We start from the raw sequence: 17,112 nt of genomic DNA, 5'->3' as shown, positions 1-17,112 counted from the left end.
GACCGGTATTGAATGGCATTCAAATTTGAATGTGATTCAAATTACTGATTCAAGATACGACTTACCGATTCAACGAGGAGTCTCCGTGTCACATCCCCCTTCCCCCACCTCACTCGCGAGCGGCCCAACACCCAAAGACGCCACATCGGAGAACCCGGCATCCCGGAACCCGAAATCCAAAGGCCTGAAAGCCGGATCCATCGGTATCGGCCCAACAGTGGTCCTCGGGCTGGCCGCCGTCGCTCCTGCCTATAGCCTGGCCGTGACTCTCGGTTTCGTGGTCCTTGCCGTTGGAGCGAGCACCCCTGCCGCGTTCCTGCTGGGTTTCGTCCCCATCCTGTTCACCGCCCTCGCATTCAGGGACCTCAACAAGGAAATGCCCGACTGCGGTGGGGTCTTCGTCTGGATTACCCGTGTTTTCGGGCCGACCGCTGGCTGGTTCCTTGGCGGATGGGTGCCACAAGTGGCCACCTTCATTGCGAGCGCCGCACTGGCCCAAGTGGCCACCACCTATCTGCTCAACTTCTTTGGTCTGGCCTGGATCGCCGCGGAGCCTATCGCCGTAGCTGCCATCGCCTGCGGGCTGGTCGTCTTGAGTGCATGGATTGCGGCGAGGGGAATCGAACTCTCTGCCTGGGTACAGTACGCACTGATTGGCCTCCAGCTAGTGGCACTCGGCGGATTCTGCGTCGCGGCTTTCACCGCCATGGCCATGGGCAGCGCCGCCGAGGGCTCAGAAAAGCCTGGCCCGGAATGGTTCAATCCCTTTGCCTCCGGCGACATATCCGGCCTCGTGTCCGGCGTCATTCTGTGTCTGTTCATCTACTGGGGCTGGGATGCCTTGATCGCCGTCAATGAGGAAACCACGGACCGCAAGGGAACACCTGGCAAGGCAGTAGTCATCACCACAGTCATCCTGCTGCTCTTCTACGTAGTGACGGCTACGGCCGCCGTCGGATATGCCGGAACTGCAAGCATCACCAATCCGGAAACCGTCTCGGATGTCCTTTCAGTACTCGGCCCGCAGGCAACAGGAGACGTTTTTGGCCAGGTCATCATCCTTGCGGTGGGACTCTCTGCGTTGGCAGCACTGATGACTGTTGCTGTCAGCACGCCCCGGACCTGGCTCAGCATGGGCACCTATGGTGCACTGCCCAAGTCGACCACGAAGATGCATCCCAAGAGCGGCACGCCTACCTTCTCCATCACCTGGTGGGCAATCATCACCATGGCCATAACGATGGGGCTGACGGCAATAAGCGCGGACTTCATCGGACTTGCCATCCTGTCTGTGGGCCTGATGATCGCGGCCTACTACGCGACGACCGCCTTGGCCTCGGTGGTGTACTTCGCACCGCTGATGCGCACCTCTGCATCGGCCCTGATCCTGAAGGGTATCCTTCCCGGCCTCGGAGCACTCCTGATGATTGGAGCATTCGCATACAGCGCCGTCGACATGCTGTCCCCCGAATACGCGGGACTGTCCTGGCTGGGCATCGGCTCAGTGTTCTGGATCGGCATCGGTGCGCTGGTCTTGGGCCTGCTGGTCACCGCGATCCTCAGGACCAGGCTGCGCCGCTTCTTCTCAGGCGAAGCCATCCCCCGCGGAAACATCACCACCCGCCACCAACTTCCGTCCATTCTCAGCAACGAAACTCCCAGCAACGAAACCGAGGCATAAATGCGCATCCTGTCCATCGCAGCAATTCAGACCAATCCCGTCCCTCACGATCTCGAGGCCACGTGGGCCCGGTTCGAGGCCCAAGCCGAATCGGCTAAAAAGCTCGGCCCCGATGTGGACGTCATCGTGGTTCCGGAACTGCTGCTTTCCGCGCCGGGCGAGTTCCTGCTTCCTGACCCAGAGGGCGAAACCCGCTCCGCCGCACCTATCCCCAGCCCCCTCACCGACCGCATCTCCGCGCTGGCCCGCAGGCTGAACGTGTGGCTTGTGCCTGGCTCACTGCTGGAAACGGACAAGGGGCACACGTACAACACAGCCATTGCCGTCTCCCCGCAAGGCGAAATTGTGGCACGCTACAGGAAACTCTTCCCATGGCGCCCGTTCGAAACCACCACGCCCGGCGATTCCTTCGTCACTTTCGACATCCCCGGCTGTGGACGCATCGGCCTGGCCATCTGTTTCGACGGCAGCTTCCCCGAAGTAGCCCGCCAACTGGCGTGGCTCGGGGCCGAGGTGATCATCCAGCCCACCCTCACCACCACCCGTGACCGGGCCATGGAGATCGTCATGTCCCAGGCCAACGCCTTTGCCAACCAGGTGTACGTGGTGAACGTCAATGGAGCGTCCCCCTCAGGAGTTGGCGAGAGTGTCATCGTCGATCCCGAGGGCACCATCATGCAGCACGCGCGGGGCGGTGAAGAGATCCTGTTCGCAGTTTTGGATCTTGACCGTGTCACGCAACTACGCCGCTATGGAACGCATGGCATCAACCGCCCTTGGGCTCAGCTCCGGGATCAGGAAGGCCTGCTGCGCTTCCCGATGTTCGGCGGAGCTCACTTTCAATCGCCGGAGTGGAGTGCCAATTCCGTTCCGGCGCGGCAGGGCAGCGGACGGGGTTGACCACACGCCTAACCTGAGAAGCGTTCGACGGCGGGCTGCCGCCGTCGAACGCTTTTCCCTCACCCTAGAGAAGATCAGGTTACTTACTTCTATACTGGCGTTGTGATGGCATCACTTTGGTTTGGACTGATTGCCTCCAGCGCCCTGGTCATAGGCGCACTCATCGGCGTGCGTTTCGAGCTACCGAAGCGGCTTCTGGCCATCCTGCTGTCCTTCGCGGCCGGCTCACTCATCACCGCCTTGGCGTTCGAACTGTTCGAGGACGCCTACGAACAGGGCGGAATCGTGCGCGCGGCGATGGGGCTCCTTGCGGGGGCCATCGTATTTACGGCGCTAAGCGCATTGTTGGATCGCTGGGCGCAACCCGGGAGAACCTCGAAATCCAAACCTGCAGACGAAGTACAGGGCAGCCCCAAGCTGGACACTGACGCCGCCGCGTCCGATAAGGCTGCCACCTCCGCCTCAACACGCGGCGCCGCAGGCATGGCACTCTTGGCCGCGGTCACCTTGGACGGCGTGCCCGAGAACGTCGCCTTGGGCATCTCCCTGGAGGAAGGATCCGGCGGACTGGCACTGCTGGCGGCAATCTTCGTTTCCAACCTGCCCGAAGCGCTGGTTGGAGCCTCGTCCATGCGCAGCCAGGGTCGCAAGGCCGGGCCGATCATGTTGCTCTGGAGCGTCTGCGCAGTGCTGCTGGTTGCCGCCGTCATTCTCGGAGCGGGGCCACTCTCCTCAGCCCAGCCTGAGACGATCTCCCTACCGTTGGCATTTGCAGCAGGTGCCGTCATCGCATCACTCGCGGATACCCTCATGCCCGAGGCCTACGAACACGGCGGCCCAGCCGTTGCGTTGAGTACAGCTGCAGGCTTTGTCCTGTCGTTCACGCTCTCACTCGCCTGAGTCGCTGAGTTTGGACGCTGGCGAGCATTAAGGCTGGAAAGCGCACGACGGCGAGTACACGCCGTCGTGCGCTTCTTCTGTAAGTTGCGACTATCAGACCTCGGGGCGCCGCTCGACAACCGTCTGGGGATCGCCGCGGCGCTCAACAACGGTGCGGCGGGTCCGGTTGGACATGGCGATGGAGATGATGAGACCGACAACGCCGACCCCGATCAGAATGTAGCCGACCAGGACCTGGTCGAGGAAGGGGATGATACCGGGGGCGAGCGCGAAGGCCAGAATAGCTCCGATGGCAATCAGGGCGATGGAAGAACCAATTCTCATAACGTGCTCCTCATGTTTTTTCGGCGCAGTCAGGGTCTGCAGCCGAATCCGTATGATCAGGATACTTATGTTCCATCTCACCGACCAGCATCGACCAAGCGCGGCCGTCAGCGACCATAGTGAGAGTGCACTCAAAGTGCAGTATGATGCACTTATGGATGAAATCACCAGCACCCTGTCACTGGCCATAGGCGCCCGGGTGAAACAAGAGCGCCAAACCCGCGGATGGACCCTTGATCAGCTGGCAGAAGCCGCTGGCGTGAGCCGACGAATGATCGTCAACGTCGAACAGGGAGCGGCGAACCCCAGCGTCGGAACGCTGCTGCGCATCAGTGATGCCTTGGGCGTCGGGCTACCCGCACTGGTTGAGTCCCCGCGCCCCAAACCGATCAAGGTCACCCGCAGCGGCGAAGGTGCAACCTTGTGGACCAGCAAGCAAGGCGGACGCGGAGTCCTGATGGCCGGCACCGAATCTCCGGACGTCGTGGAACTGTGGGACTGGACGTTGGGCCCCGGAGACCAGCACGCCAGCGAAGCCCACGCCTCCGGGACCAAGGAACTCCTGCAGGTACTCCAAGGCACCCTCGCCGTGGACGTCGACGGCCAGGTAACCACCCTTGAAGTGGGCGATTCCCTGACCTTCCCCGGCGATGCCGCCCATTCCTATACAAACCCGGGCGCGGAACCCGCCCGATTCTCCCTGGCAGTATTTGAGCCGGGCGTAGGTTCAGGACACCTTCAGGATGCCGGCTCATGAAAACCCCAAAACTCATGGCTGTTCCACCATGGGGGCTCGCGGTTGCGGCCATGATTTCAGTCCAATTAAGTTCCGCGTTGTCGGTGGATCTCATTGCCGACGTGGGCCCGGCCGGTACGGCATGGTTGAGGTTGACCATGGGAGCCATCATCTTCATGGCCATAGCCCGGCCGCCGCTTCGCTCGATCCGCCGGCCCGACATCCTGCCCCTGCTGGGACTCGGCGTCGCCACCGGCCTCATGACTATCATGTTCCTCGCCGCCATCGAGCGCATTCCCCTGGGTACCACTGTGGCCATCGAGTTCCTGGGACCACTAACGGTGGCAGCAATCCGAAGCCACAACCGCAAAGCCCTTGCCTGGCCTGCGTTGGCGCTGGCCGGCGTCGTGCTCCTAACCGAACCCTGGCATGGCCGGATCGACGCCTTAGGCGTGATGTTCGCGGCTACCGCGGCCATCGGCTGGGGTGCCTACATCCTGCTGACCCAACGAATCGGCGACCGCTTCACGGGAACCGGAGCACTCTCACTCACCGTGCCGGTGGCTGCGGCCACGGCCGCGGTCTTCGGTATTCCACAGGCGACAGGACACCTCAGCCCCGAAGTCCTGCTGGCCGCACTCGGAGTCGCGGTACTGATGCCGGTACTCCCCTTCATCCTCGAGATGATGGCTTTGCGGCGCATGACTTCCACAGCCTTCGGCACGCTGATGTCCCTGGAACCGGCGTTCGGCGTGCTCCTTGGGCTGCTGGTGCTGCATCAGCAACCGTCCATCATCCAGTTCATTGGCATCACGCTGGTGGTGGTCGCGGGCGCCGCGGCGCAGCGCGGCGGGAAAAGAAACCCGCCACCTCCAGAGCCCGTCGCCGGCCTTGAACCGCCGCTTACCCAAGCCCTGCCTGCCACCAGCCCGCGTCATGACAGCTGAGAGCGGTCGCCACCATTGTGGAAAGTTGGAACCGGCCGGCGCAGCGGGCACGCCTCGCCAGGGTCATCGAGGAGCTTGGCCTGGGAAATTAGCAGATGGTGATGACTACCTTCCCGCGGGCTTTGCCGGCGTCGAGATATCGCATGGCTTCCGGGACCTGGGCCAGCGGATAGCTGCGGTCTATTGCAGGAGTGATGGTTCCCGCTTCGAGGAGACCTGCGAGGTATTCCAGGTCCCCGGCGGCCTGGGTGCCCACGATCATGGTGAGCCGTTGGCGAATAAGTGGAGAGAGCGCCACGGCCCGGAATTGGCGATCCAGGCTGCCCGTCCAGGACCCGCCCTCCTCACCACCGGTGATCACTGCTGTTCCCGAAGGGGTGAGCGCCCGGCGAAGACGGGAAATCGATGGGTTGCCTGCTATGTCGATGATGACGTCGTAGCGTTCGCTGCCATCGGCGAAGTCCCGTGAGGTGTAGTCGATGACATGGTGGGCACCGAGGGCGCGCACCAGCTCTACTTTTGCGGCACTGGCCACGCCGGTTACCTCGGCACCGGCCGCCTTGGCGAGCTGTACGGCATAGCTGCCCACACCACCCGAGGCGCCTGTAATCAGGACCTTGGGTCCCTTCGATGCCGAACCTTCGCTCGGATCGATACCGCCTGCACGTAACGCGATCAGCGCAGTGCAGGCGGACACCGGGACCGCCGCGGCTTGCTCGAAGCTGATGCCCGCCGGCTTGTGGGCGAGCTGGTTCTCACGGGCGGCGGCAAACTCTGCGAATGATCCCTTTCCTGATCCAAAGACCTGGTCCCCCACGGCGAACCGAGTCACTTTAGCTCCGACAGCCTCCACGGTGCCGGCGAGGTCCAACCCGGGAACGGGGTTCCTCGGGGCGCGCAAGCCGTAGGCGAGGCGCAATGCATACGGCAAGCCGGTGGCGACGTGCCATGTACCGCGGTCCAAACCGGCGGCATGGACTTTCACCAGCACCTCTTTCTCTTTGATGGCCGGGCGAGGAAGTTGTGCGTGGCGAAGGACGTCGGCGGAGCCGTATGCCACCTGGATGATGGCCCTCATGGTTCCGGGCGATGCCTGGTCCTTGCGTGTTTCCTTGGATTGCTGACCAGTAGTCATGGCCGGGCCTTTCAGTCCTGATGATGCTCGATGATGGTTTTCGTACGCTGTACTAATCACGTTACCGTACACTGTACTAAAGCGCTAGAGCCCCACACTCAACACAAGGAGTCCATGTGTCCACCGCCGCATCGCAGCGCCTGCCGCTCAGCAGGGAACGAGTGCTTGAATGCGCAGTGGCACTCGCTGACGAATCGGGACTGGCGGCGCTGACCATCCGTACGCTGGCCCAGAGCATGGGAACAAAGCCCATGTCGCTCTACTACTACGTAGCCAACAAGGACGAGATTCTTGATGGGATCGTGGACATGGTCTTTAGTGAAATCGAGCTGCCGGCACCGGGGCGGGAATGGCGCGAGGAAATGCGGCAGAGGGCCTACGGAGTGCGATCAGCGCTCAGACGCCACCCCTGGGCAGTCGGGCTGCTGGAAAGCCGGTCCGCGCCGGGACCGGCCACACTCCGGCACCATGAAGCAACACTGGCAACCCTGAGGGAAGCAGGATTCTCCATCCAGCTGACGGCCCACGCCTATGCCCTGCTGGACAGCTACATTTACGGCTTTGTCCTTCAGGAAGCAGCACTCCCCTTCGAGGGCAGGGATGCCGCGGCCGAGATCACCAACCCCATCCTGGAGCGCTTCGCCACCGGCGAGTACCCACGCATGGTGGAGATCGCCGTCGAACATGTCCTCAAACCCGGCTACGACTTTGGCGACGAGTTCGAGTTCGGCCTGGACCTGGTCCTCGATGGCCTCAACCGGCTGAAAGCCCGCGAAGAATAAGCACCTTTCGACTGGGAGGCGCGAGTCTCATTGGAGGCTCTCGGACCAACGCGGTACGGTCAGGCATAGCTGACGTCGCCTAGTGAGGGAGCATGGTTCATGGCCAGGATCGAGGACTATGCGATCATCGGGGACTTGAACACGGCTGCCCTGGTGGGGCGCAGCGGTTCCATCGATTGGATGTGCCTGCCGCGTTTCGACTCCCCTGCCTGCTTCGCCGCGCTGCTGCACACCCCCGACGCCGGCCGCTGGCTGCTGGCGCCCGCCGGGACACCGGACGGCGGCAACTGCACGCGACGTCAATACCGTGAGGACACCCTCATCCTGGAAACAGAATGGGAAGTTGACGGCGGATCCGTCCGGGTCATCGATTTCATGCCCGTCCGCGACGACGCCGTGGATCTGGTGCGGATAGTCGAAGGAGTGTCCGGCGAGGTCACCATGCAGATGGAACTGATCCTGCGCTTCGATTACGGCAGGGTGGTGCCCTGGGTTCGGCACGGCGAGCACGGCATCAGCGCGGTGGCCGGCCCCGACTCGGCCTACCTCACCACCCCGGCTACCTTGGAGGGCCGGGACAAGCGCACCGTCAGCGAATTCACCGTCCGTGCAGGCGAACACGTTCCCTTCGTGCTGCGTTGGGCACCAAGCCATGAACGGGAACCACGCCGGGTCAATCCGCTGCATGCTCTTGAGGCGACGGAATCATATTGGGTGGAATGGATCGGCCGCAGCGAAATGGAGGGGAAGTACAAGGAGCCCGTGGAGCGGTCGCTGATCACGCTCAAGGCGCTGACGTATCACCCGACCGGCGGTATTGTGGCCGCCGCAACAACGTCCCTGCCCGAGCAAATCGGCGGCTCACGCAATTGGGATTACCGGTTTTGCTGGTTGCGCGACGCCACCCTGACCCTGCAATCGCTCCTCGCCGCCGGCTACACGGAGGAGGCCGCCGCCTGGCGCGACTGGCTGCTGCGGGCTATAGCCGGCGACCCGTCAGAACTTCAGATTGTGTACGGGCTCGACGGCGCCAGGAGACTTCCGGAGACGGACATTCCGTGGCTATCGGGGTACGAAGGTTCATTGCCCGTCCGTACCGGAAATGCTGCCGCTCCGCAGCTTCAACTGGATGTGTGGGGCGAAGTCCTGGACGGACTTTCGCTGACCCGGGCGGCGTCTCCTAATGGCACCGTGGATAGCTCTTGGGATATTCAAGTGGCCTTGATGGAGTTCTTGGAAGGGGCCTGGGACCAGCCGGACAACGGGCTGTGGGAAATGCGCGGACCAAGGCAACACTTCACGCATTCCAAGGTGATGGCATGGGTAGCTGCGGACCGGATGGTCAAAGCCGTTCGAACCACCGGATTGCCAGGTCCTGCCGATAGGTGGGCTGCCCTCCGCAGCGAAATCCATACAGACGTCATGACCAAGGGTTTCGACGGGAAACTCAACAGTTTTGTCCAGTCGTACGGCAGCGAGGAATTGGACGCAAGCCTGCTCCTGATTCCGCGGGTCGGCTTCCTGCCACACCGGCATCCGCGGGTTACGGGAACTGTGGAGGCAATCCAGAAGGGACTTACCGACGACGGACTGGTCCTTCGCTACCGCACGCAGTCCGGGCATGACGGGCTGCCGGGTGACGAAGGTGTCTTCCTGGCATGTTCTTTTTGGCTGGTGGATGCGCTGCTGGGAATCGGTCGCTCCGGCGAGGCTACCGAGCTATTCGAGCGACTGCTCAGCTTGCGCAACGACGTAGGGCTGCTCAGCGAGGAATGGGATCCGCGGACCCAGCGTCATCTCGGGAACACCCCGCAGGCCTTCAGCCATTTCCCGCTGATTCACAGCGCTCTGCAACTGCACGAGGGCGAAGCCCATAGCAGCGACACCCCGCTCCACAAACCTAAGAATCCAGATCGTGCCAGCGGCTCTACCCTTCGGAATGATCCCCGCCTTCGGTAGCTGACGGTTCGCCCTTGTGGCTCGCTTCCTCCAAGTGGAGGTCCAGCTTACGTTCGGCTTCGCGCCGACGCTGGCCGACGGTCCGCATCTGCTGCGTTGTGGGGTCTCCCCTGTCTTCGGACGCCGCGCCCGGGGGCGCGGCGGGCTGCACATTCTCTTGTTCGCCCATACCCTTATGGTCCCATCACCAGTTCGTCAGCGATAGCTAAAACTGCCGTTGCGAGGCCCGCCCTGCGCGCTTACGCGAGCTCTTAGGGCGCACAGCGGGCCTCGCAACCAGCATTTAGCGGCGGGTTTCGCCCCCGCCCGTTCCTTCGGTTTCGATGCGCTCCTTGCGAACTTCTTCATCTACCTGGACGTCATCCCGCACCGTGTCCTTTTCGAGGCGGACGCGCTCATCAGGAACGGTTTCCTTCTCCACAACTGGACGTTCCTCGTGAAGGGTGACCTCGTGTTCGCGCTCAGTCAGATCCGGACCGGACATGGCGTCGCCGGCGTTGGCGTCCGTAATGGGCTCGCGCTCCAAGCGGACCTCTTCCCGCTCTACCGGCACCGTGGTGGTGACGTTCTCCGTGGTGACGTACTTGCGCAGCCGCGCCTTGCCGGTGGCTTGCCTTTCGGTGCCTACGTTGAGCTGTTCTTCCGATCTGGTCATGGCGTCGTCGCCACGGCGGGCGTCAGTATCGCGGGCGTAGTTGGCGTCAGTACCCGTTGCATCCCTGGTGCCCGTGGTTCCTGCATAGCCGCCCTGACCGGCCATGCCATTCCCGCCTTCAAGTCCGTAGTGGTTGTACAGGCGACTCTCCTCGCCCGGATCCAGATGCCCGTCTTCGGCAACGCGGGGGGCATCCTTGATGTGATCCTTGCTGAAAGGAACCACCACGTCGTCACCTTCCACCGTGGCGTCCTGCAGCGGAATAAACGATTCCGAACTCCCGAAAAGACCGGTCTTGACGGTCACCCACGTGGGTTCACCCGTGTCGTCGTCGGTGTAGAACGTGCCAATGGATCCGACCTTGTCACCTTCGGTGGTGCGGACGTTTCCGTTGAGCCCCATTAAACGGTCAATGTTTTCCCTCGCGAGCATGATGTCTCCTTGGAATGCGGTTCTCTTACTGTGGATTGCCAAGCGGGCTGCATCACCGGGCATGGTTTCCGGACGCCGGAACGGGGAATGAATTCAACCCGCCGGCCTTAAGGAACATCAATACAGTAAGCATGCTTAGTGTTTGTTTGGCAAGCCCTAATTGCAGAATCGGTGGTGCCTGCTTTTTGCAGGGCTTCAGGAGCTTGGGTCAGCCCGTGGTCCCCGGTAGCGTGAGCCGAAGACAGGTTGCGCCCCGCCGCGAGCGGACGATCCCAAGGAGTTGCCCCATGAGCAGATCCCACCGAGCGTCACAGCACGAACCGGACACCGCCGTCGAACTCAATCCCTTGTTCAGCAGGCCCGGCGAATCCACCATTTTCCCGCGCTACACCCTGCCGGATGGTGAATCGTTGCCGGCCACCGCCTACCAGATTGTCCACGACGAAGCGATGTTGGACGGTAATTCCCGGTTGAACCTGGCCACGTTCGTCGGGACATGGATGGAGACGGAAGCATCCAAACTTTATGCCGAGACGTTCGACAAGAACATGATCGACAAAGATGAGTACCCGCAAACGGCGCTCATCGAAACCCGGTGTTGGCGGATGCTTGGGGATCTATGGAATGCGCCTGATCCTGAGTAGAGCATCGGCACCTCCACCATCGGGTCCTCCGAGGCTTGCATGCTGGGCGGCTTGGCCTTGAAGCGACGCTGGCAGCATGCCCGGCGCGCTGCCGGCAAGTCCACGGAGAAACCAAACCTCGTCCTCAGCTCCGCCGTCCAAGTGTGCTGGGAGAAATTCTGCAATTACTGGGATGTGGAGCCCCGATTTGTTCCAGTATCGGCCGAGCACCCCACCCTGGATGGCCACGACCTGGACCAGTACGTGGACGAGAACACCAACGGCGTAGTCGCCATCCTGGGCGTCACCTACACGGGAAAGTACGAGCCGGTGGCGCTCATCTCCGAAGCCTTGGACGAGATCCAGGCACGCCGCGGACTGGACATTCCCATCCACGTGGACGGCGCTTCCGGAGCCATGGTGGCACCGTTCCTGCAACCGGAAACTGTTTGGGATTTCCGGCTCCCCCGCGTCGCTTCCATCAACACCTCCGGCCACAAGTACGGGCTGGTGTACCCGGGTTTGGGTTGGGTGGTGTGGCGGGACGCGGCGGCGCTCCCCGAGGACCTGATCTTCCACGTCAGCTACCTCGGCGGGGACATGCCAACGTTTGCGCTGAACTTCTCCCGGCCAGGCGCCCAGGTGTTGCTGCAGTATTACCTCTTTCTCCGCCTTGGCTTTGCCGGCTACAGGTCTGTCCAAGCTACGTCCCGGGATGTGGCGCTTTACCTCTCCAGCGAGATTGGTGCCATGGACGCGTTCACACTGTGGAGCGACGGGGCGGACATCCCGGTGTTCGCTTGGCAGCTCAGCGACGGCCACACGGAAAACTGGAACCTGCATCACCTCTCGGAACGGCTCAGAATGAACGGCTGGCTGGTTCCGGCCTACCCGTTGCCCGAAGGGTTGAGTGAGGTCACAGTCCAGAGGATCGTTGTCCGCAACGGTTTCACCAGGGACCTGGCCTCCAGCTTCCTGGCTGACCTCAGGAAGGAAGTCGACTACCTCGATGGCCTTACGGCACCGATGCCCACGAACGATCAATCAGAAGGCTTCCACCACTAATTCCTGGAAGGGATGTCCCATATGTGTCGCCTGTTCGGGCTCCATGCCGGTCCACGGTCGGTGCACGCCACGTTCTGGTTGTTGAATGCGCCGGACAGCCTCTCCGTGCAAAGCCGGCGGGAGCCCGACGGCGCCGGCATAGGTACGTTTGATACGGCAGGCAAGGCGCACGTAGCCAAACAGCCTTTGGCCGCCTGGGAGGATCACGCTTTCGCCCGCGAAGCCAGGGACCTGAAGAGCACCACGTTCCTGGCCCATGTGCGGTACGCCAGCCGGCGCGCTGACCATGGTCAATACGCACCCGTTCGAGCAGGACGGGCGGCTGTTTGCGCACAACGGCGTTCTCCACGGTTTGGATCATCTCGACCAGCGCCTCAACGAGCTGGGTGTGATGGACCTGGTGCTGGGACAGTCGGACAGCGAGCGCCTTTTCGCACTCATCACGGCGGAGACGCGTCTGGCCGGAGGGGACGTAGGGACCGGCATAGTGGAGGCCATCAACTGGGTTGCTCGGGAACTCCCCGTTTTCAGCCTCAACTTCATCCTGACCACCGCAACGGACATGTGGGCGCTGAGGTATCCGGCTACCCACGAGTTGTACGCCCTTGAACGGCAGGCCCCTGCATCTGCGCCGCTCGACGCCCGAAGTCATCGGATCCGTTCAAGGAGCACCGAGCTTTCCCGTTCCCCACACGTCCTCGTCGCCACCGAACCCATGGACTCCAACCCTGGCTGGCGGCCTATGGCATCCGGCGAACTGGTGCACGTTGGCCCGGATCTCGTTGTGACCTCCACTGTGTCGTTCCCGAATGCCCCTTCCCACGTACTCACCCTCGCCGACCTTGAGCCGACCGCGGCGGCGTCGCAGCAGCCTTGATCGTCTCTTCGGCAGCCCGTTCTCAACATGACTAACGCACGACGGCGACCCTTCCGCCGTCGTGCGTCTTCCGCCTTTCCGCAGCGTGAGGCCGCTTAGCCAACGTCCTGGCGAACCGGCTTCTTGAGGAAGACCGCCACGGCTGCGGCAGCCCCGAGGCAGAGGGCCGCATTGACCGCGATGGCCACCGTGACGGCAGTGAGCACCGCAGGCATGTCGCCCGCACCGAGGTTGAGCAGTTGAGCGGTGAATACCGCGCTCATCACGGGGATTCCCATGGTGATGCCGATCTGCTGGCTCATGGTGGCCAGCCCGGTTGCCATGCCTTGATCTGCGTCCGGCAGCCCTGAAGTGGCGGTAACCATGAAGCCCACAATGACCACCAGGTTGGCGACACCCCCAATGAAGGTCGCTACCAGGAGGAGCCCTATGGAAGCCGGGTCTGAGCTAAGCATGACCAATGCTCCGGTAGCCGCTGCCTGAACCACGAGCCCGTAGACAATTGCGTTCTTGCTACCAAACCTGCCGATAACTTTGGGCCCGAGCATCCCTCCGATGACGGTGCCCAAGCCGAGGACAGCGAACGAAAGACCCGCGCCAAGCGGCGTATAGCCGAGGACCTGCTGCAGGTAAAGGGTCAGCAGAAACACCAGCGACGTCTCCGTAAGGAATGCCAGCAGCCCGGCGAGGTTTCCCCACGCTATGTTCGACCGCTTGAGGATGCCCAGGGGCACCAACGGATGCGGCGCCCGGCTTTCAACCCTGGCAAACAAGGCAAAAAGGACGACGGCGGCCGCAAGCGCACCGAGCGTCAATGGATGGGTCCAGGAATGTTCGGCGGCATGGGTAAGGCCGAAGATCAGGGCGAGCAGGCCAAGAGTGACCGTGACGGCGCCGGGAACGTCAAGGCGGAGCTTGGACGTTGCCCGGCTCTCGGCGAGAACAACGGGTGCGATGAGGAGAACGGCTGCCGCAACGGGAACATTGACGAAGAACGCCCACCGCCAGCTCAGGAGGTCGGTCAGCAGCCCACCGAGGATTGCCCCGGTGGTGAATCCTGCAGCCATCAGGGACCCGTTGAGCCCAAGTGCTTTGTCCCGAAGAGGGCCTTCCGGGAACGAAACCAGCAACAGTGACAGGGCAGCCGGCACCACCATTGCCGTGGCGAGGCCTTGGCCCACCCTTGCCAGCAGCAGCAACGCCGGTTCGGCGGCGAGGCCACCAGCCAGTGATGCTGCCCCGAGCAGCGCCATGCCGATCAGGAACAGCCTTCGGCGTCCAGCCAGATCTGCCACTCGGCCGAACAGCAAGGTGAAGCCAGCGGCGCACAGTGCAAAAGCCGTTGCGACCCATTGGAGGTTTTCCAGCGAGAAGCCGACGTCGGACCCGATGGCAGGCAAGGCGACGTTGAGGATCGAGAAATCGACGGCCAGAGTGAAACTCGCTGTCAGGAGAACAATGAGCGCCAGACGCTGCTTGGTGGTCATGCTCTGTGGGGTCATGCTCTGTGGGGTCATGCTTTGTGCCGGGTCGACGTGGGGATGGCTGACGCTATTGGTTGTTGGTATGCGTTTGGTTGTTGGCATGCGTTCAGCGTGACCGTCTTCGCGAGCGGTAACCACACCCCGCCGTGGGTACCACTGGCAGTGACAGGACAACCGCGGCAATTAGCTGAACAATGAGTGCATGGGTACACACAGCGAACTTGGGGAGTTCCTTCGCGTCCGTCGGGCATCGTTGCAGCCGGAGGATGTAGGCGTCCTGAATTACGGCATCCGGCGCGTTCCTGGCCTGCGACGGGAGGAACTGGCGATGCTGGCCGGGGTCAGCACCACGTATTACACACGATTGGAGCAGGGCCTGAGCACAAATGCCTCAGAAGCTGTCATCGATGCAATCGCTCGTGCCTTGAACCTCGGCAAAGACGAACGCGTGCATCTCTTCAACCTTGCACGTCCGGGCAAGGCAAAACGGCGCATCCCGGTAAAGCCGGACAAAGTGCGGCCCGGAACGTTGCGGCTGATCCAGTCGATGCCCGGCACGCCGGCGGTGGTCTTGGGGCGTCGAAGTGAAGTGCTTGCGTGGAATGCCTTGGGGCACCGGCTCGTTGCCGGTCACGTGGACTTCGCAGCGCCTGAGGTTCCTTCTACTCGTCCCAACATGACCCGCCTGTTGTTCCTCGACGATCACACACGGGAGCTGTACGCCCGCTGGCCGGAGGAGGCGAGGCGAGCTGTCGCGTCATTGCGCCTCGTCGCGGGAAAATCCGCCGATGACCAGGAACTGGCGGCCCTGGTTGGTGAGCTGACATTGAAGAGCCCTGATTTTGCGAAGCTCTGGGCCCGGCATCCGGTGGAGAACTGCATGTCCGGCGTGAAATACCTGCATCATCCTGAAGTGGGATATCTGGAGTTGAACTTCGAGGTACTCACGCCGCCGGACGAATCCGGTCATCGTGTGCTTTTGTATGCTGCAGATCCGGGATCGGCGGCTGCGGGAGCCCTGCACCTGCTCCAGGCTTCAGATGACACCGAGAAGGTTCCGCGCGATTTGGCGAAGATAGACTCATGAGACATTGGGGGGTTTAGTAAGCATGCTTGCTAACTAGCCGAGGAAGGTGTTTTGCTTGAATAACCAAAGCCACCCGGCATAGGAGCTGACATGGTCTATGAAAATAGTGCGGGCTCAAGCACTCCCAAAGCCCGCAGGAACGACGTCGTCAGAGCTGAAAAGGATCGCTTCGGCGGTATCAAATGGGGCTCGGCCTTCTTTGGCTGGCTAACGGCCGTTGGGATGACCGTCCTGCTCAGCGCCTTGGCCACCGCCATTGGCGTGGGCGTAGGCGCAGCGAATACATCCGGCGCCGACCAAGCGGCGGACCAGGCCCGGCAGAATGTCGAAACCCTGGGCATCGTCAGTGGAATCATCCTTGCAGTGATCTTGTTCCTCGCTTACTACTGCGGAGGATACGTCGCCGGCCGTATGGCGCGTTTCGACGGCGCCAAGCAGGGGCTCGCAGTGTGGCTATGGGGCATCATCATCGCCATCATCGTGGCAGTCCTAGCGGCGGTGGCAGGGAGCCAGTTCAATATTCTCGACAATCTCAACGGCGCACCCCAGATCCCCGTCGACGGAAGCCTGACGACCACCAGCGGCATCATTGGTCTTGTCATCGCCCTGATCGTCCCCCTCCTCGGAGCCATCGTCGGCGGCAACGCCGGCATGCGCTTCCACAGAAAGGTCGACCAAGCGGGCATCGATCACCAAGACGGACTTGTCGGCTAGGCCTCGCCTAAAGATAGGGTCCGGCAAACGCGACAAGCGTCCGACGGCGGCCTCCCGCCGTGGGACGCTTTGGGCCACCGGACAGGGCCGGGATCAATAGTCTTATATGTACGGACTTTCTGCAGCCCGGATCTTTCGCCAAGCCTGAGCCTTGGACTGACGTTTTCCACATAGCGTCGATGAGGGCTGATAGGTGTCGCGCCATCCTGACAAGGTTGAGTTATGGAAGGCATAGGGCAGGTTCTGGCGCGGCGGACGGATCCGTCCGAAGCCAGTGAAGTGCCTAAACGCCTCTCTCCCCCCTCGCTCGATACGCTTTCCCGGCTTTCAACGCATGGCTGCCCGACGACGGCAGGCACCGACGCGGAAACCTCGCGGACCCCTGAGCTACTTCCTGGACTCGAGCCAGCGCCCAATGCCGGAGAATCCGCGCCTCTGGGGGCGCCCGCGTGCTCCACGCCCGAAAATGCGGCGCCTGAGGAATTGCCCGAGCAGGTGCCCTCATCAAGGGCCTCTACCGTCAAGCAGGCGTCGGAGTCGCTGTGGCCGGAGTCCTCGGCGCCGGGTTTTCCGGTACTGGAAGCGGCGCTCCTTGAGGGTGCTGCCGCAGCGGACGCGTTGAGATCAATGGCTTCCGATGCGGCGCGGTTGTTTGGGTTTGTTGAGGCTGCCGACTTTGCGGGCAGGATCGAAGAGATCTCCCGGTCAGTGGAGTACCTGCAAGTCGTCGCGGCGCAGGCAGTGGAACGGACCCGGGAAGAAGCACAACAAACGTCGCCGGGGCCGTCAGGGGCGGCGCCGGAATGGCGGA

Annotated in this window: 16 protein-coding genes and 2 pseudogenes; 12 read left to right on the top strand and 6 right to left on the bottom strand. The window is 62.3% G+C overall.

The window, feature by feature from the left end; translation table 11 throughout:
* Window positions 1–85 precede the first annotated feature (85 nt).
* The 3 genes from RIF72_RS11705 to RIF72_RS11695 all read left to right on the top strand — a co-directional run bounded on the left by RIF72_RS11705 (window position 86) and on the right by RIF72_RS11695 (window position 3,481).
* On the top strand, window positions 86–1,681 hold the full coding sequence (locus RIF72_RS11705) for an APC family permease (protein ID WP_309075056.1): 1,596 nt from the start codon (window positions 86–88) through the stop codon (window positions 1,679–1,681).
* Complete coding sequence (locus tag RIF72_RS11700; RefSeq protein WP_309075055.1) at window positions 1,682–2,581, top strand: carbon-nitrogen hydrolase family protein; 900 nt, start codon at window positions 1,682–1,684, stop codon at window positions 2,579–2,581.
* A 102-nt stretch (window positions 2,582–2,683) separates the two neighbouring features.
* On the top strand, window positions 2,684–3,481 hold the full coding sequence (locus RIF72_RS11695) for a ZIP family metal transporter (RefSeq protein WP_309075054.1): 798 nt from the start codon (window positions 2,684–2,686) through the stop codon (window positions 3,479–3,481).
* A 93-nt stretch (window positions 3,482–3,574) separates the two neighbouring features.
* Here RIF72_RS11695 and RIF72_RS11690 read toward each other — a convergent pair whose 3' ends face one another.
* Window positions 3,575–3,805, bottom strand: coding sequence for a DUF6458 family protein (locus RIF72_RS11690; RefSeq protein ID WP_309075053.1), 231 nt, complete (start codon window positions 3,803–3,805; stop codon window positions 3,575–3,577).
* Window positions 3,806–3,959: 154 nt separating this feature from the next.
* On the opposite strand from RIF72_RS11690, the gene RIF72_RS11685 reads away from it, so the two are divergent.
* Complete coding sequence (locus RIF72_RS11685; protein ID WP_309075052.1) at window positions 3,960–4,562, top strand: XRE family transcriptional regulator; 603 nt, start codon at window positions 3,960–3,962, stop codon at window positions 4,560–4,562.
* Complete coding sequence (locus RIF72_RS11680) at window positions 4,559–5,488, top strand: EamA family transporter (RefSeq protein ID WP_309075051.1); 930 nt, start codon at window positions 4,559–4,561, stop codon at window positions 5,486–5,488. The genes RIF72_RS11685 and RIF72_RS11680 overlap by 4 nt, the downstream gene beginning before the upstream one ends.
* Before the next feature lie 88 nt (window positions 5,489–5,576).
* On the opposite strand, the gene RIF72_RS11675 is transcribed toward RIF72_RS11680, so the two are convergent.
* The gene (locus RIF72_RS11675; RefSeq protein WP_309075050.1) at window positions 5,577–6,623 is read right to left on the bottom strand and encodes an NAD(P)-dependent alcohol dehydrogenase; all 1,047 of its coding nucleotides are present in this window, start codon (window positions 6,621–6,623) and stop codon (window positions 5,577–5,579) included.
* Between the two features lie 116 nt (window positions 6,624–6,739).
* Here RIF72_RS11675 and RIF72_RS11670 point away from each other — a divergent pair, with 116 nt between their 5' ends.
* Together RIF72_RS11670 and RIF72_RS11665 are read left to right on the top strand one after the other, a co-directional pair.
* Complete coding sequence (locus RIF72_RS11670) at window positions 6,740–7,405, top strand: TetR/AcrR family transcriptional regulator C-terminal domain-containing protein (protein WP_309075049.1); 666 nt, start codon at window positions 6,740–6,742, stop codon at window positions 7,403–7,405.
* Between the two features lie 99 nt (window positions 7,406–7,504).
* The gene (locus RIF72_RS11665; protein WP_309075048.1) at window positions 7,505–9,364 is read left to right on the top strand and encodes a glycoside hydrolase family 15 protein; all 1,860 of its coding nucleotides are present in this window, start codon (window positions 7,505–7,507) and stop codon (window positions 9,362–9,364) included.
* Here the strand turns inward: RIF72_RS11665 and RIF72_RS11660 are convergent.
* On the bottom strand, window positions 9,333–9,533 hold the full coding sequence (locus RIF72_RS11660; RefSeq protein ID WP_309075047.1) for a hypothetical protein: 201 nt from the start codon (window positions 9,531–9,533) through the stop codon (window positions 9,333–9,335). The genes RIF72_RS11665 and RIF72_RS11660 overlap by 32 nt on opposite strands.
* A 114-nt stretch (window positions 9,534–9,647) precedes the next feature.
* Window positions 9,648–10,451, bottom strand: a complete 804-nt coding sequence (locus RIF72_RS11655; RefSeq protein WP_309075046.1) for a PRC and DUF2382 domain-containing protein — start codon at window positions 10,449–10,451, stop codon at window positions 9,648–9,650.
* A gap of 287 nt (window positions 10,452–10,738) precedes the next feature.
* Here RIF72_RS11655 and RIF72_RS11650 point away from each other — a divergent pair.
* A pseudogene (locus RIF72_RS11650) lies at window positions 10,739–12,139 on the top strand (glutamate decarboxylase).
* Here RIF72_RS11650 and RIF72_RS11645 read toward each other — a convergent pair.
* Entirely contained in the window at window positions 12,119–12,397 is a 279-nt protein-coding gene (locus tag RIF72_RS11645; protein WP_309075045.1) for a hypothetical protein, read from the bottom strand. The pseudogene RIF72_RS11650 and the gene RIF72_RS11645 overlap by 21 nt on opposite strands.
* Here RIF72_RS11645 and RIF72_RS11640 point away from each other — a divergent pair.
* A complete protein-coding gene (locus tag RIF72_RS11640) occupies window positions 12,396–13,016 on the top strand; it encodes a class II glutamine amidotransferase (RefSeq protein ID WP_309075044.1) in 621 nt (206 codons plus the stop codon). The genes RIF72_RS11645 and RIF72_RS11640 overlap by 2 nt on opposite strands.
* 95 nt (window positions 13,017–13,111) lie before the next feature.
* Here RIF72_RS11640 and RIF72_RS11635 read toward each other — a convergent pair whose 3' ends face one another.
* Window positions 13,112–14,503 (bottom strand): MFS transporter, encoded by a 1,392-nt coding sequence (locus tag RIF72_RS11635; protein WP_309075148.1) that lies wholly within the window; start codon window positions 14,501–14,503, stop codon window positions 13,112–13,114.
* Window positions 14,504–14,702: 199 nt separating this feature from the next.
* On the opposite strand from RIF72_RS11635, the gene RIF72_RS11630 reads away from it, so the two are divergent.
* The 3 genes and pseudogenes from RIF72_RS11630 to RIF72_RS11620 form a co-directional block, all read left to right on the top strand.
* Window positions 14,703–15,587, top strand: a complete 885-nt coding sequence (locus RIF72_RS11630; RefSeq protein ID WP_309075043.1) for a helix-turn-helix transcriptional regulator — start codon at window positions 14,703–14,705, stop codon at window positions 15,585–15,587.
* A gap of 90 nt (window positions 15,588–15,677) precedes the next feature.
* The gene (locus tag RIF72_RS11625) at window positions 15,678–16,301 is read left to right on the top strand and encodes a hypothetical protein (protein ID WP_309075042.1); all 624 of its coding nucleotides are present in this window, start codon (window positions 15,678–15,680) and stop codon (window positions 16,299–16,301) included.
* Between the two features lie 222 nt (window positions 16,302–16,523).
* Window positions 16,524–17,112: pseudogene (locus RIF72_RS11620) on the top strand (HNH endonuclease); the annotation flags it as partial.

This window comes from Paenarthrobacter sp. (genome assembly GCF_031180005.1).
Lineage (GTDB): Bacteria > Actinomycetota > Actinomycetes > Actinomycetales > Micrococcaceae > Arthrobacter.
Note: the sequence above shows the minus strand (reverse complement) of the source record. Positions and strands in the feature narration are given on the sequence as shown.